Genomic DNA, 15,037 nt, shown 5'->3' with positions numbered 1-15,037 from the left:
TGCATGCGTTCATCGACGCAGAATGCGCGATACGCACATTAAGTATTTCCATACTAGCAGCGGCACGACGCCGGACACTCACCTTAGTGCCGCATCTCACCTTGCGGCCGCCATCAGCAACTCGTGGCGGATCCGCAGTAGGCAGTCCGGCACCCTCTGTCGCTGATTGATATTGCAGCTGATGTGGGTAGACGACAGCCCCCTCAGTTCATAGTGCAGCTGATGCGGGTGACACGCCCCGACACCCGCATCAGCCGCAGTATGAACGAACTTGCTGCCGGCCAACCCGCATCAACTGCAGCACGAACGGGCCGGAGCCTGAACTTCGGCACCCGGGCTGCCCGGAAATCCCCGGTACCCTTAAAGGGATGAGTGAAATCCAAGCTTCCGGCCCCGAATCCCCCGCAACTGCAGCCAACGAGCAGCCAGCGCCGACCTCCGAGCAGGACGCCGAGTCCGGAGCTGCGCAAAAGGCTCCGCGCACCCAGGACGGAACGCCGCGGCCTGTCACTCCCGGCAGCCAGGCCGCCGAAGGGACGTACCGTACGCAGCCTGTGTCATTTGTGCGTCGCGGCACCCGGTTGCAGGGACGCCGGCAGAAGGCTTGGGACGACCACTCTGCATACTTGGCGGTGGACGTTCCCCGCCATATTTCGGACACGTCCGTGCATCCAGAATTCGTTTTCGACGCCGCAGCAGAATTTGGCCGCACTGCACCGCTGATCGTGGAAATCGGATCCGGCTTGGGTGATGCCGTGGTTCATTCCGCGCAGGAGAACCCGGACAAGGATTTTCTCGCAGTCGAGGTTTACACTCCCGGCCTGGCCCAGACCATCCAGAAAATCGTGGCCAACGAGCTGACGAATGTGCGCGTGGTGCAGGCCAATGCCCCCGAAGTGTTGAGCACCATGCTCCCGGCCGGTTCCGTCGCTGAAGTGTGGGTGTTCTTCCCTGATCCGTGGCACAAGAGCAAGCACAACAAGCGCCGCATGGTGAAGGACAGCTTTACTCCGCTCGTGGCCCGCGTCCTGGCTCCCGGAGGCATCTGGCGTTTGGCCACTGACTGGTCCGCCTACGCCGAGCAAATGCTCGAAGTGGGCACGGCTGCGGAAGATTTCACCAACGTGCACGACGGCGAACGCACGGGTTCGGCGAGCCCCCTCACCGAGGCGCGGAGCAGCGGTGTGGATTGCGAACAAAGCGATGAGCCGGATTCGGCGGGCGGCTGGGCCCCGCGTTTTGACGGCCGCATTCTGACCAGTTTTGAGAACAAGGCGCACAAGGCCGGCCGTGTCATCTTCGACTTGTCCTTCCGCCGGAATTAGGGCACCGCAGGTGGATAAGCCTTGCAATCTCGCGCACGTTTGTGATGCATAGCAGAAGTGGTCAGGCCACACAACGGCCTCGTAAAAAAAGCCTGACTAAAAGTAATATTCGAGTGGCTTTTCAGCCCCCAAACTAAAAAGTCGCATAATCTAGGCAAGTAATAGAGAAGAAATACAGCAGGTAACTGTTGACTAATACAGCGTCCCTAGAATTGGTATCACCCACCCCATAGGGTGGTGGCATGAGTGCTGAACCTTTTGTCGCCGGGGTCGATGGGCCTGCGTCGGATGCAATGTTGAAGCTTGGCCGTTTCTTTACGAAATGGGACGAGACCGCTGACTCGCGTGCAGTTTTTCGCGAGGGTGGCCGGGCGGGTGATATTTTCTATCGCGACCGGTGGAGTCATGACAAGGTGGTGCGATCCACGCACGGCGTGAACTGCACCGGTTCATGTTCATGGAAGGTGTATGTCAAGGACGGCATCATCACGTGGGAGTCGCAGCAGACCGACTACCCCTCGGTGGGCCCTGACAGCCCCGAGTACGAACCCCGCGGTTGCCCCCGCGGCGCTGCATTTTCCTGGTACACGTACTCCCCTACAAGGGTCCGTTTCCCGTATGCCCGCGGCGTGCTCGTGGACATGTACCGTGAGGCCAAGTCACGCCTGAAGGATCCGGTGCTGGCCTTTGCCGAGGTTGCCGGCGATCCGGACAAGCGCCGCCGCTACCAGAATGCCCGTGGCAAGGGCGGCTTGGTTCGCACATCGTGGGCCGAGGCGCTGGAAATTGCCGCTGCCGCACACGTGAACACGATCAAGAACTACGGCCCCGACCGGGTCTCGGGCTTCTCCCCCATCCCCGCCATGTCCATGGTCAGCCACACCATCGGCACCCGCTTCGTGCAGCTCATCGGTGGCGTCATGACGTCCTTCTATGACTGGTACGCCGACCTTCCCGTGGCCAGCCCGCAGGTCTTTGGAGACCAGACGGATGTGCCCGAATCCGGCGACTGGTGGGATGCCACCTACCTGATGATGTGGGGCTCCAACGTTCCCGTCACCCGCACCCCCGACGCGCACTGGATGACCGAGGTCCGCTACCGCGGCACAAAGGTCATCGCCATCAGCCCCGACTACGCGGACAACACGAAGTTCGCCGACGAATGGCTCCCCGCCCAGGCCGGCACCGACGCTGCCCTGGCCATGGGCATGGGGCACGTGACACTGAAGGAATTCTTCGTGGACCGGCAGGTTCCCTTCTTCCAGGGCTACGTGCGTCAGTTCACCGACCTTCCGTTCCTGGTGCGCCTGGAGAAGAACGACGACGGGACCTACAACGCCGGTAAATTCCTCACCGCAGCGTTCGTCCCCGGTAATGAACTCGAAGAGGACGCCGCGTTCAAGACGATGCTCTTCGACAAGGTCTCCGGGGCGGCCATCATCCCCAACGGAACCCTGGGGCACCGCTATTCCAAGACCGGCGAGGGCAAGTGGAACCTTGACCTGACGGGCATCGAACCGGCCTTGAGCTTGGACGAAGTCTCCACCGAGTCTGCGGAAATCCTGCTGCCGTGCTTTGAGGACCCCACCGGCGCCGGTTCCATTTTGCGTCGTGGCGTGCCCATCACAGTGGTGGGTGGCCACGTGGTCACCACCGTTTACGACCTCATGCTGGCCCAGTACGGTGTGGGCCGCCCCGGCCTCCCCGGCGACTGGGCCAAGGACTACAACGACACCAGCACCCCCTACACTCCGGCGTGGCAGGAGGAGATCACCTCCGTACCCGCCCAAGCCTGCATCCGTGTAGCCCGCGAGTTTGCCCGCAATGCCGAGCAGTCCAAGGGCCGTTCCATGATCATCATGGGTGCCGGCATCTGCCAGTGGTTCCACGGCGACACCACCTACCGTGCCATTTTGTCCCTCGTCATGCTGACAGGCTGCATGGGCCGCAATGGCGGCGGCTGGGCCCACTATGTGGGTCAGGAAAAGACTCGCCCGCTCACCGGTTGGGTGTCGCTGGCCAACGCACTGGACTGGTCACGCCCGCCGCGGACCATGATTGGCACCGGCTACTGGTACATGCACACCGACCAGTGGCGCCAGGACGGGTACTCGGCGGATGCGCTGAAATCCCCCCTGTCCACGGGCAGCCTTGACGGCATGCACACAGCCGACGCCCTGGCACAGTCTGCCCGCCTTGGCTGGATGCCGTTCTATCCCTACTTCGACAAAAACCCGCTGGACATCGCCGACCAGGCACAGGCAGCCGTTGCCGCCGGTGAGGCACCGGATGAAAAGACGTGGGTGGCACAGTCCTTGAAGAACCGCTCCCTGGATCTAGCCATCGAGGACATCGACGCCCCCGAAAACTGGCCGCGCACCCTCGTCCTGTGGCGCTCGAACCTGTTTGGTTCCTCCGCGAAGGGCAACGAGTACTTCCTGCGCAACCTGCTCGGCACCCATAACAACGTGATGGGCCAGGACAGCGAAGCGTCGCTGAAACCGAAAACCGTCAAGTGGCATGAAAAGGGTCCGGAAGGAAAGCTGGACTTCTTGATGTCGGCGGACTTCCGCATGACCAGCACCACCTTGCTGTCCGACGTCGTGTTCCCCGCGGCGACCTGGTATGAGAAGCACGACCTCTCCTCCACTGACATGCACCCGTTTGTGCACGCGTTCACCCCGGCCATCGACCCGCCGTGGGAAACCAAGACCGACTTTGAGATGTTCCACCTGTTGGCTGAGGAACTCTCCCGTCAGTCCGTCAAGCACCTGGGCACGCGCAAGGACCTGGTGACCGTGCCGATGATCCACGACACCGTGGGCCAGATCGCACAGCCCGGAGGCGTGGTCCGCGACTGGCGTGAAGACGGCATCGAAGGCGTGCCAGGGCATAACATGCCCAACTTCACCGTGGTGGAGCGCGACTACACGGCCATCGCCCACAAGCTGGCCGCCGTCGGACCCTTGGCAGACAAGCTCGGCTTCACCGTCAAGGACGTCAACTACAAGCTGGACAAGGCGCTGGACCACCTGTCCAAGGCGAACGGCGTCATGATGGGCGGCTTTGCCCATGGACGCCCGGCCATCGACACGGATGCGAAAATGGCCGAAGCCATCCTGACGTTCTCCGGCACCTGCAACGGCCAGCTGGCCGTCAGCGGCTTCAAGGAATTGGAGAAGCGCACAGGCGTGAAGCTGGCGGACCTTGCCGAAGGGTCCGAGGAAAAGATTATTTCCTTCGCCATGACGCAGGCCGGTCCGGTTCCTGTCATCACGTCCCCGGAATGGTCGGGTTCTGAAACGGGCGGGCGGCGCTACTCACCGTTCACGCAGAACATTGAGCGGCTCAAGCCCTTCCACACGCTGACCGGTCGCATGCACTTCTTCCTGGACCACGACTGGATCATCGACATTGGCGAGGCGCTGCCGATCTACCGACCGCCGTTGGACATGCAGCGTTTGTTTGGGGAGCCGAAGTTCGGCCCCAACGGGGAGAAGGAGGTGGTGGTTCGCTACCTGACCCCGCACTCCAAGTGGTCCATCCACTCCGAGTACCAGGACAACCTGCTCATGCTCTCACTCTCCCGTGGCGGTCCCACGGTGTGGATGAGTCCGCAGGATGCCAAGTCCATCAAGGTCATGGACAACGACTGGGTGGAGGCAGTGAACATGAACGGCGTGTTCGTTGCCCGCGCCGTGGTCAGCCACCGCATGCCAGAAGGTGTGGTGTACGTCTACCACGCGCAGGAGCGCACCATTGATGTGCCCAAATCGGAGGCCACCGGCCGCCGCGGCGGTATCCACAACTCCCTGACGCGCCTGTTGGTTAAGCCATCCCACCTGATTGGCGCCTACGGTCAGCTGACCTACGCGTTCAACTACCTCGGCCCAACAGGCAACCAGCGAGACAACGTTTCCACTATTCGTCGCCGTTCCCAGGAGGTGCAGTACTAATGCGTGTTATGGCTCAAATGGGCATGGTCATGAACTTGGACAAGTGCATTGGCTGCCACACGTGCTCTGTCACGTGCAAGCAGGCATGGACCAACCGAGCAGGCGTGGAATACGTCTGGTTCAACAACGTGGAGACCCGCCCCGGACAGGGCTACCCGCGCCGCTACGAGGATCAGGAAAAGTGGAAGGGTGGCTGGGAGCTGAACAAGCGCGGCCGCCTCAAGCTGAAGGCCGGCGGGCGTGTGAAGAAGCTGTTCGGCCTCTTCGCCAACCCCATCCAGCCCGAGCTCAAGGACTACTACGAGCCCTGGACCTACGACTACAAGACCCTCGTTGACGCCCCCCTGGGCGATGACTTCCCGGTGGCCCGGCCCAAGTCCCTCATCACCGGCAAGGACACGAAGATCACGTGGAGCGCCAACTGGGACGACGACCTGGGCGGCACCGAGGAAATGGGCCACTTGGACCCGATCGTGGAGAAGGTGCGCCGCGAGTCCGAGGACAAGATCAAGTTTGAGTTCGAGCAGACGTTCATGTTCTACCTGCCACGCATTTGCGAGCACTGCCTGAACCCCTCGTGCATGGCCTCATGCCCTTCCGGCGCCATTTACAAGCGCGTGGAGGACGGCATTGTCCTGGTTGACCAGGACCAGTGCCGCGGCTGGCGCCAGTGCATGACCGGCTGCCCGTACAAGAAAATCTACTTCAACCACAAGACCGGCAAGGCCGAGAAGTGCACGTTCTGCTACCCGCGCATCGAGGTGGGCCTGCCCACCGTCTGCTCGGAAACCTGTGTGGGCCGCCTGCGGTACTTGGGGCTTTTCCTGTACGACGCCGATGCCGTCACCGCCGCTGCCTCCGTCACTGATCCGCAACACCTGTACCAGGCACAGATGGATGTGCTGCTGGACCCCAACGATCCTGCCGTCATCAAGGCCGCCCGCGAGCAGGGCATCCAAGAAGACTGGATCGATGCAGCCCAAAAGTCGCCCGTGTATGCGCTGACAAAGGTGTACAAGCTGGCCCTGCCGCTGCACCCGGAATACCGCACCATGCCCATGGTTTGGTACATCCCGCCGCTGTCGCCCGTCGTTGACCTGCTCCGTGAGCAGGGCCACGACGCGGAGGATTCGGATGTGCTGTTCGGCGCCATCGACGCCCTCCGCATCCCGGTTGAGTACCTCGCGGAGCTCTTTACCGCTGGGGACACCGAGCTGGTCACGGAGGTGCTGCGCAAGTTGGCAGCCATGCGTGCCTACATGCGCGGCATCTCGCTGGGCAATGATCCCGACGAATCCATTCCCGCCTCGGTGGGCATGGATGGGGAAACCATGTATGAGATGTACCGGCTCATGGCGATCGCCAAGTACGAGGAACGCTATGTGATTCCCAAGGCGCACGCCGAGCAGGCGCATGACCTCGAGGAAATGGGTTGTTCCCTGGACTTCGACGGCGGACCCGGCATGGGTGCCATGGGTGACTCCCCATTCGGGGAAGCCAGCGGACGCCCCACTCCGGTTGCCGTGGAAACGTTCAACGCTCTGCGCGACCGGCAAACGTCCGACTCAGTAGCGGGGGCTGACACGCTGCGCGGTCGGGTGAACCTGCTCAACTGGGACGGCAACGGCGCCCCGGCTGGCCTGTTCCCACAGCACCACCCCACCGAACCGCCCCGCGAAGGTGACCGTGAGGATGCGCTGGAAGGGGGTGGGGGTTCATGACCCGCAAGGACCAGGTGACATTCCTGGCTGCGGCTTGGTGCCTGTCCTACCCGGATGAACTGCTGCTTGACCGGGTGCCGCTCATGCGGGCAGCCCTCGGCGAGTTCCCCGGGGCCCTGGCCCCGTTCGCAACAGTGCTTGATTCCTTCGAACACAAAGATCTGATGGCGTTGCAGAGCCAGTACGTCGAAGAATTCGACCTCGGCAAGCGCCATGCCCTGCACCTGTCCTACTGGACCGACGGGGACACCCGTCGCCGCGGCGAGGTGCTGGGCGCCTTCAAGAAGGTGTACCGCGGTTCCGACACGCTCGTGAACACGCGCGGGGAATTGCCTGATTTCCTGCCCATGGTGCTGGAGTACGCAGCAACCGTTGACATGGCAACAGGCAAGGAATTGTTGCAGCAGTACCGGCCCAGCCTTGAACTCATCAAGTTTGGGCTGCTGCGTGACAACTTGGCACACACGGAAATCGTGCAAGCCGTTTGCAACACTCTGCCCGGGGCCTCCCCGGCAGATGAACAAGCCGTCATGCGGATGGCAGGCTTCGGTCCACCCACCGAATCCGTTGGCCTCGACCCTTACGACCCGCGACTGCTGCCCATGAAAGGAGCATGAGTAATGGACATCTTTTTGTGGGGTGTGCTGCCGTACATCATGGTTGTCATCCTGGTTGGCGGCTCCATCTGGCGCTACAAGTACGACCAGTTCGGCTGGACCACCCGCTCCTCCCAGCTCTACGAATCCAAACTGCTGCGCATTGGCTCCCCCATCTTCCACTTTGGGCTCCTGGCAGTCATCGCCGGGCACTTCTTTGGCCTGGTGATCCCCAAGTCATGGACTGAAGCGGTGGGCATGAGCGAGAGCTTGTACCACTTCAATGCTTTGTTCGTTGGTTCGATTGCTGGAGTTGGCACCCTTGGTGGGATCATCATCCTGATCGTTCGCCGCCGCAAGACCGGGCCCGTTTTCATGGCCACCACCAAAAATGACAAGCTCATGTACGTGGTGCTGGTTGCTGCCATCGTATTTGGCCTGTGGACAACGCTTGCCAGCGTGTTCTTTGACGAGCACGGCGTCACCTACCGCGAAACGGTCTCCCCTTGGTTCCGCTCGCTGTTCATCTTCCAGCCGGATATAGCCTCGATGGCCGCAGCGCCGTTCTCATTCCATATCCACACCCTGGTGGGCATGGCGTTGTTCATGATCTGGCCGTTCACCCGGCTGGTCCACGCCTTCACGGCACCCTTGCACTACCTGTTCCGCCCCTACATTGTGTACCGCACGCGGGACAAGGGCGCCAGCGTGGCAAACCGCCACGGCTGGTCCGATGTGGGCACCCACGACAGAGACACACAGCACCGATAGTCCCGTTACCTATCCAGGTACCAATCAACGTTTGTCCTATCGGATAAAAGCGATCTCCAGGAGAGACCATGGCACGAGAAACAGCGGCAACCGCGCCTCCCCTTCAAGCCGTTAAGGGCCAAGCAATGAACTTGGTCATGGCTACTTCAGCCTCTGTGGTGGCGTTCTGGGCATGGAACATCATTGCGACCTTGAGCACGCACTACGCCAAGAACATGGACCTTTCTGCAGGGACCATGGGAATCTTGGTGGCAATGCCCATCTTTGTGGGCTCGTTAGGCCGCATTGTGGTGGGCGCCATGACCGATAAATACGGTGGACGCGCCCTTTTCACGTTCGTTTTGCTCGCCACCATTCCAACAGTTCTCCTCGTCGCACTGGGCGGGGCGTTGAACTCCTTCGCTCTGGTCCTCATTGGCGGGTTCCTGCTGGGTGTGGCGGGCACGGTATTCGCCGTGGGCATTCCCTTCGTCAGTGCCTGGTACCCGCCGGCCAGACGCGGCTTCGCCACTGGCGTCTTCGGTGCCGGAATGGGTGGAACCGCCTTGGCTGCGTTCCTCAACCCACGCCTGGTGAAGTCCATTGGCTACGTGCCAACCCACCTGCTCGTCGCTGTCTTGCTGGCAGTCATGGCCGTCCTTGTCTGGTTCTTCATGAAGAACGCCCCCGATTGGAAGCCCAGCAAGGAGCCCGTGCTGCCCAAGCTCATGGACGCTTCAAAGCTGGCTGTCACCTGGAAACTGTGCTTCCTGTACGCGGTGGTCTTTGGCGGCTTCGTCTCCTTTGCGACATACCTGCCCACTTATCTGCGCGACGTCTACGAATTTGATCCCAGTTCAGCTGGCGCCCGAACAGCCGGCTTTGCCTTGGCTGCGGTTCTTGCCCGCCCCATTGGCGGCGTGCTGGCTGACAAAATGGGATCCAAGCCGGTGGTTATCGCCTCGCTGGCCGGCGTGGCCATTTTGGGCTTCTTTGTGGCTCTTGAACCGGCTGCTGACGTCGAAGCGGGCCCCATCTTCATTGGTCTGGCTGCAGCGCTTGGCCTGGGCACCGGAGGCGTGTTTGCGTGGGTTGGCAAACTGTCCCCGGAAGGCAAGATGGGCACCGTCGGCGGCATAGTCAGCGCCGCCGGTGGTTTGGGCGGGTACTTCCCGCCACTGGTCATGGGCATGACCTACAACCCGGACGCCTCAAGCTACAAGTACGCCATTGGACTTTCTTTGCTGGTGGTGACGGCGGTCGTGGCATTGCTGTTCACCCTCGTATTCGTCAAGACTCCGGCGAAGGATCGCGTCGCGTCCAGAACGTAACCCGCCTCCGTACCCTTGAGGCTGCCCTTCCTTGTTGTTGAGGATGGGCAGCCTCTTTGGTGTCGAGGTAAACGTGCGTCCGCAATACTGCGTAAGATTGATAGATGTGGTTCGCAGTCCTGAGCCCTCCCCAACCGACAGATGGAAAAGTTACGTGACGCACTCCTCCGCTGCTTCCCGTTTATTGACGCGAATCGCCGGATTCACCGATAACTCCATCGCTGCAGGCCGTGTCTACGCAGACCAGGACCGTGTCAGCGACATTGTGCTTGAACCCGAAACGGGCCTGCTTTCCGGCACAGTGCAAGGCTCCCAGGCTTACAAGACCACTGCGAAGCTCGTCCGCGAGCACGACGGCGTCATCGCCTGCCGGGTGGGTATCTGCCACTGCCCGGTTCGGCAGAATTGCAAACACGTCGTGGCTTTGATTGCTGCCGCAGAAAATGACCAGGCGTTCACCGACTTCTTTGTTCCTGAGGAACAGCCACGGGAACCAACCTTCCTTGAAACGTTGCTGGCCAAGGCCAAGGACAGCAAATCCGCAACCTCAGCCCCGGCAGCCGGCGCCGCTGAAACAGCCACCGAATCTTGGGAAGCCGCACTCTCGGCCCTGCTGCCCCCAGCAGCTTCCGCCCCCAGCCGCGACACCCCAGCATTGGGTCTCCAATTTGAACTTCATGTGCCCCCGCCCCGTTTTTCCTACCGCGGCCGTGGAAGCACCGTTCCATCAGAACCGATCTTGAATGTCCGCCCCGTCGTCATGGGCACACGCGGAAAGTGGGTCAAGTCTGGCGTCAGCTGGGCCACCCTCGGCTACCTGAGTTATGGCGGGGAGCACGACCCCAAACAGTTGGAATGGTTGAGCGAATTCGCTTCTTCCCACAGCCCCCGGCAGTATGTGCACGGAAATGCCGGAGCCTGGCTGTCGCTAAACAGCTTCGCTGGCCGCAACCTTTGGCAGCTGCTTGCCGGGGCGCACAAGAGCGGCATCGCCCTCGTGCAGTCCGGCAGCGGGGATCCCGTGCGCATCGCCGGGCATGAGGCAACAGTGCAACTCGATGTCACGCAGGGTGAAGCCGGCGGGCTGGATGTGGGGCCGCTCATTGAGGTGGAGGAAGCACCCATCATGGGCGGGATCATCGGCAAGCTGGGCGACCCTGCCAGCGGACTGTTCTTCAGCGACGAAACTGAGCCCGGCAGCCACGGTGGGAATACTTCCCCAGGCCGCAACGCCGTCGTACGTGGAAATATCACCCTTGCCCCATTGGCAGCGAACGCTTCGCCACAATTGCTCGACTTTGCGTTGCGCAGGGAAACCGTCCACATCCCGGAACAGGCCAGGGAGAAGTTCCTGACCCAGTTCTATCCCCAGCTCAAGCAGTCCGCGCCTGTGGTTTCTGCCGATCATTCGGTGGAACTGCCCGCCTATGTGGAGCCCACTTTGTCTCTTTTGGCGGCCTACGGTTCCGACCACACCGTCCGTCTGCACTGGGAATGGCACTATCCGGCAGGCAGCCGCGTCAACTCATTGCCGCTGTGGCCGGAACTGGGCGAAAACGCCGTCCGTGACACCGGCGCTGAGGCGCGGCTCATTGAGAGCGTGGGCAGGCCGTGGGAAGACATCACGGCCATGGGCGTTGCCGCCAACCATGCGTGGGGTGAACCATCACTTGCTGCGTCCGTTCAGTTGACCGGCTTGGACACGCTCACGTTGACCGAAACGGTGCTGCCGAGGTTGTCTGAGCTGCCCGGTGTCACGGTGGAAACTTCCGGTGACATCGCCAGTTACCGCGAGGTCACCGAAGCTCCCGTGGTGACAATCTCCACGAAGGCCACCGACGAGCGCGACTGGTTCGATCTGGGCATTGTGATCACCTTGGAAGGCCAGTACGTCTCCTTCGCCGCCGTGTTCTCCGCACTGGCGGCCGGGCAGTCGCGCATGCTGCTGCCCAGCGGCGCGTACTTCTCGTTGGACCGCCCCGAACTTCACCAGCTGCGTGCCTTGATTGAAGAAGCCCGCAGCCTCAATGACAACAAGGACGGCGAGCTGCGGATCAGCCGTTTCCAGGCTGGCTTGTGGGATGAGTTGGCCCAGTTGGGCATCGTTGATGAGCAGGCCCAGGCGTGGCGCAAAGCCGTTGCAGGGTTGCTCGACGGCGGCCCGCCCGAGCCCCTTCCCGCACCGGCAACGTTGAACGCGACGCTGCGCCCTTACCAACTCGACGGCTTCAACTGGCTGCACTTTTTGTACACTTATGGGCTGGGTGGCGTCTTGGCGGATGACATGGGCTTGGGCAAGACAGTCCAGGCACTGGCGTTGATGTGCCAGGTCAAGGCAGATGCCGAGGCCGGGTTACTGGATGCGAACGCACCCGGCGCAGTTGCAATCCCTGGAACAGAGTCCGGGAGCCGTCCTTTCCTGGTGGTGGCACCCACGTCCGTGGTGGGCAACTGGGCCAGTGAAAGCATCAAGTTCGCACCAGGACTGCGTGTTGTCACTGTTGGTGAAACCTTTGCAAAGAGTGGCATGGACTCCGCCTCATTTTTTGCCGGAGCTGACATTGTCATCACGTCCTACGCCCTGTTCCGCATCGACTTCGCGGAATATGGGCTGCACCCCTTCGCCGGACTGATCCTGGACGAGGCCCAGTTCGTCAAGAACCACCAGTCGAAGGCGTACCAGTGCGCACGCAAGCTCAACGCACCGTTCAAGCTTGCCGTGACAGGCACGCCCATGGAAAACAACCTCATGGAGCTGTGGGCACTGCTGTCCATTGTGGCTCCCGGCTTGTTCCCCAGCCCAAAGCGATTTGCGGAGTTTTACCAGCGTCCCATTGAGAAGAACGCTGACGCCGAACTGCTGACGAAGCTGCGCGCCCGGGTCAAGCCCCTGATGCTGCGACGCACCAAGGAAGCCGTCATTGCAGACTTGCCAGCCAAGCAGGAACAAATCCTGGAAGTGGAGCTGAATCCACGGCACCACAAGATATACCAAACCCACTTGCAGCGTGAACGCGCCAAAATCTTGGGACTGCTGGAGGATGTGAACAAGAACCGCTTCACCATCTTCCAGTCCCTGACCCTGCTGCGCCAGCTCAGCCTCGACGTGACCCTTGTCGACGAGGGCCAGGCCGGTGTCCGCTCCTCAAAGCTGGATGTGTTGTTCGAACAGTTGGAGGACGTGGTCAGGGAAGGCCACCGTGCGTTGATCTTCAGCCAGTTCACCGGCTTCCTGGGCAAGGTCCGTGACAGGCTTATTGCCGAAGGAATCGACTTCACGTACCTCGATGGAGGCACCCGGAACAGGTCCGCCGTCGTGGATGAATTCAAGAACGGCACGGCACCGCTGTTCCTGATCAGCCTCAAGGCCGGTGGGTTCGGCTTGAACCTGACCGAGGCCGACTACGTATTCATCCTTGACCCGTGGTGGAATCCAGCGTCCGAGGCGCAAGCCGTGGACCGCACGCACCGCATTGGGCAGAAGAAGAACGTCATGGTTTACCGCTTGGTCGCCAAGGACACCATCGAGGAAAAGGTCATGGCGCTCAAGGCCAAAAAGTCCCAGCTGTTCTCCGATGTAATGAGCGGGGATTCGCTGTCAGGCGGCGCATTGACGGCCATGGACCTGGCCGGCCTTTTTCGCGACTAGCGGGACGGCGGCGGTCCGCCTACCGCTGGGGGCGCCAGATCACCACGGCTTGGCTGCGTGGGCGTGGACGCTGACCCCGGGCAAGGGCCACGATGTCGCCACCGGTGAGCCCCGCCGCGAACACGCGGCTGTTGGCCCGCGGCGACCGTGTTGCCACCTCGGACGATGCCGTTTCAAGGGCGGCGCTCAGTTCCAGCACTTTGGCCCGCAGCGCACTCACCTGGTTTTCAAGCTCCATAATGCGCCGGATCCCTTCCAGGGACACGCCCTCCTGGGAGAGTCGCTGAACTTCGCGCAGCATGTCGACGTCGTGCTGGGAGTACCGCCGGGCCCGGCCAGGGGCCCGGCTGGGCTTCACAATGCCCAATCTGTCATATTGGCGCAGCGTTTGCGGGTGCATCTCGGCCAGCTCAGCCGCCACGGAGATCACAAAAATGGGTGAGTATGGATCAATCTGCATAGTGATCTCCTTTCTGGACTGGGCCCACAAGCGCGAGGGTCCCGACCCGAGCTTGCGAGGCTTGGGAGCGCTTGGTGGGCCCACAAGCGCGAGGGTCCCGACCCGAGCTTGCGAGGCTTGGGAGCGCTTGGTGGGCCCACAAGCGCGAGGGTCCCGACCCGAGCTTGCGAGGGTTGGGAGTGCTTGGGGATTACAGTTTGGCTTTGGTCGCCAATGTGGCGCGCGGATCGGCGTCAGCAGTAGCGGCCGCGAAGGCGCGGACGGCCTCTTCGGCTTCCTTGCTGAGCTTTTGCGGAACCGTCACGTCGATGGTGACTAGCAGGTCCCCTTCACTCTTGGACGTTTTGACTCCGGCACCTTTGACCCGCAGGGTTCGCCCTGATGGTGTCCCGGCAGGCACGCGGACGCGCACCATGTCACCTGTCAGTGTGGGTACGCTGATGTCTGCACCCAGGGCAGCCTCGGCGAACGTCACGGGGACGTGGACTCGAATGTTGTTCCCGTCCCTGACAAAGAAGTCATGTGCCTTGACGTGGACGGTGACATTCAAGTCGCCAGGACCAGCAGCGCCGGATTGACCCTTGCCTTTGACGCGAACCTTTTGGCCGTCCTTGATGCCTGCAGGTATGCGGACGTCGATGACTTCGCCGTTAGGTTCACGCAGACCGATCTTCGTGCCCTTGATTGAACCTGCAAAGGAGATGGTGGTGCTGGCCGTGCGGTCCGCACCCTTGGTCGGTGTCGGTTGGTAGCCGCCGAATCCACCGCCGCCAAACAGGTCGGCAAATTCGGGCGGAAGTCCGGAACCACCAAAGCCGGGATTGCCGCGTGGTGCACCGCGAGGTGCGCCCCGGCCGCCGCCGAACAGGTCGCCGAAGACGTCTTCAAAGCCGCCTCCGCCGTTGTGCCCACTACCACCGGCGCTGAATCGGGCGCCGCCGCCCATGGCCCGGATGGCGTCGTACTGCTCGCGGTCTTCTTTGTTTGACAGCACGGAATACGCTTCGGAGACGTTCTTGAAAGTCGTTTCCGCTTTGGGGTCGCCGGAGTTCGTATCCGGGTGGTACTTACGTGCCAGTTTTCGGTATGCCTTTTTGATGTCGGCATCCGATGCATCTTTGGCCACACCGAGAATCTTGTAGAAGTCTTTTTCTACCCAGTCCTGACTTGCCAAGACGCCTCCTTTCTAAAAGTTGTGGGGTACTGCGGTTTGCTGGGCGGGCGGGTCGAGGCCTGAGGGCCTCGACCC

Annotated in this window: 9 protein-coding genes; 7 read left to right on the top strand and 2 right to left on the bottom strand. The window is 61.6% G+C overall.

Features of this window, described 5'->3' with window-relative positions; translation table 11 throughout:
* Window positions 1–368 precede the first annotated feature (368 nt).
* From trmB to JMA46_RS12985, 7 genes are all read left to right on the top strand, one after another.
* Window positions 369–1,325, top strand: coding sequence for a tRNA (guanosine(46)-N7)-methyltransferase TrmB (gene trmB, locus JMA46_RS13015; protein ID WP_207345774.1), 957 nt, complete (start codon window positions 369–371; stop codon window positions 1,323–1,325).
* A 242-nt stretch (window positions 1,326–1,567) separates the two neighbouring features.
* Window positions 1,568–5,281 (top strand): nitrate reductase subunit alpha, encoded by a 3,714-nt coding sequence (locus tag JMA46_RS13010; RefSeq protein ID WP_207345773.1) that lies wholly within the window; start codon window positions 1,568–1,570, stop codon window positions 5,279–5,281.
* On the top strand, window positions 5,281–7,002 hold the full coding sequence (narH, locus tag JMA46_RS13005; protein ID WP_207345772.1) for a nitrate reductase subunit beta: 1,722 nt from the start codon (window positions 5,281–5,283) through the stop codon (window positions 7,000–7,002). The genes JMA46_RS13010 and narH overlap by 1 nt, the downstream gene beginning before the upstream one ends.
* Entirely contained in the window at window positions 6,999–7,619 is a 621-nt protein-coding gene (narJ, locus tag JMA46_RS13000) for a nitrate reductase molybdenum cofactor assembly chaperone (RefSeq protein ID WP_207345771.1), read from the top strand. Before narH ends, narJ begins: the two co-directional genes overlap by 4 nt.
* A 3-nt stretch (window positions 7,620–7,622) precedes the next feature.
* Entirely contained in the window at window positions 7,623–8,369 is a 747-nt protein-coding gene (narI, locus tag JMA46_RS12995; protein WP_207345770.1) for a respiratory nitrate reductase subunit gamma, read from the top strand.
* A 68-nt stretch (window positions 8,370–8,437) separates the two neighbouring features.
* Window positions 8,438–9,679: an MFS transporter gene (locus JMA46_RS12990; protein WP_207345769.1), complete on the top strand. Its 1,242-nt coding sequence runs from the start codon at window positions 8,438–8,440 to the stop codon at window positions 9,677–9,679.
* Between the two features lie 154 nt (window positions 9,680–9,833).
* The gene (locus JMA46_RS12985; protein ID WP_348770163.1) at window positions 9,834–13,328 is read left to right on the top strand and encodes a DEAD/DEAH box helicase; all 3,495 of its coding nucleotides are present in this window, start codon (window positions 9,834–9,836) and stop codon (window positions 13,326–13,328) included.
* Between the two features lie 19 nt (window positions 13,329–13,347).
* Here JMA46_RS12985 and JMA46_RS12980 read toward each other — a convergent pair whose 3' ends face one another.
* Together JMA46_RS12980 and JMA46_RS12975 are read right to left on the bottom strand one after the other, a co-directional pair.
* The gene (locus tag JMA46_RS12980; RefSeq protein WP_207345768.1) at window positions 13,348–13,788 is read right to left on the bottom strand and encodes a helix-turn-helix transcriptional regulator; all 441 of its coding nucleotides are present in this window, start codon (window positions 13,786–13,788) and stop codon (window positions 13,348–13,350) included.
* Window positions 13,789–13,978: 190 nt separating this feature from the next.
* Window positions 13,979–14,962 carry a DnaJ C-terminal domain-containing protein gene (locus JMA46_RS12975; RefSeq protein WP_207345767.1) on the bottom strand — a complete coding sequence of 328 codons (984 nt, stop codon included), beginning with the start codon at window positions 14,960–14,962 and terminating at the stop codon, window positions 13,979–13,981.
* Window positions 14,963–15,037 lie beyond the last annotated feature (75 nt).

The sequence above is a fragment of the Arthrobacter sp. E3 genome (assembly GCF_017353415.1).
GTDB lineage: Bacteria > Actinomycetota > Actinomycetes > Actinomycetales > Micrococcaceae > Specibacter.
Note: the sequence above shows the minus strand (reverse complement) of the source record. Positions and strands in the feature narration are given on the sequence as shown.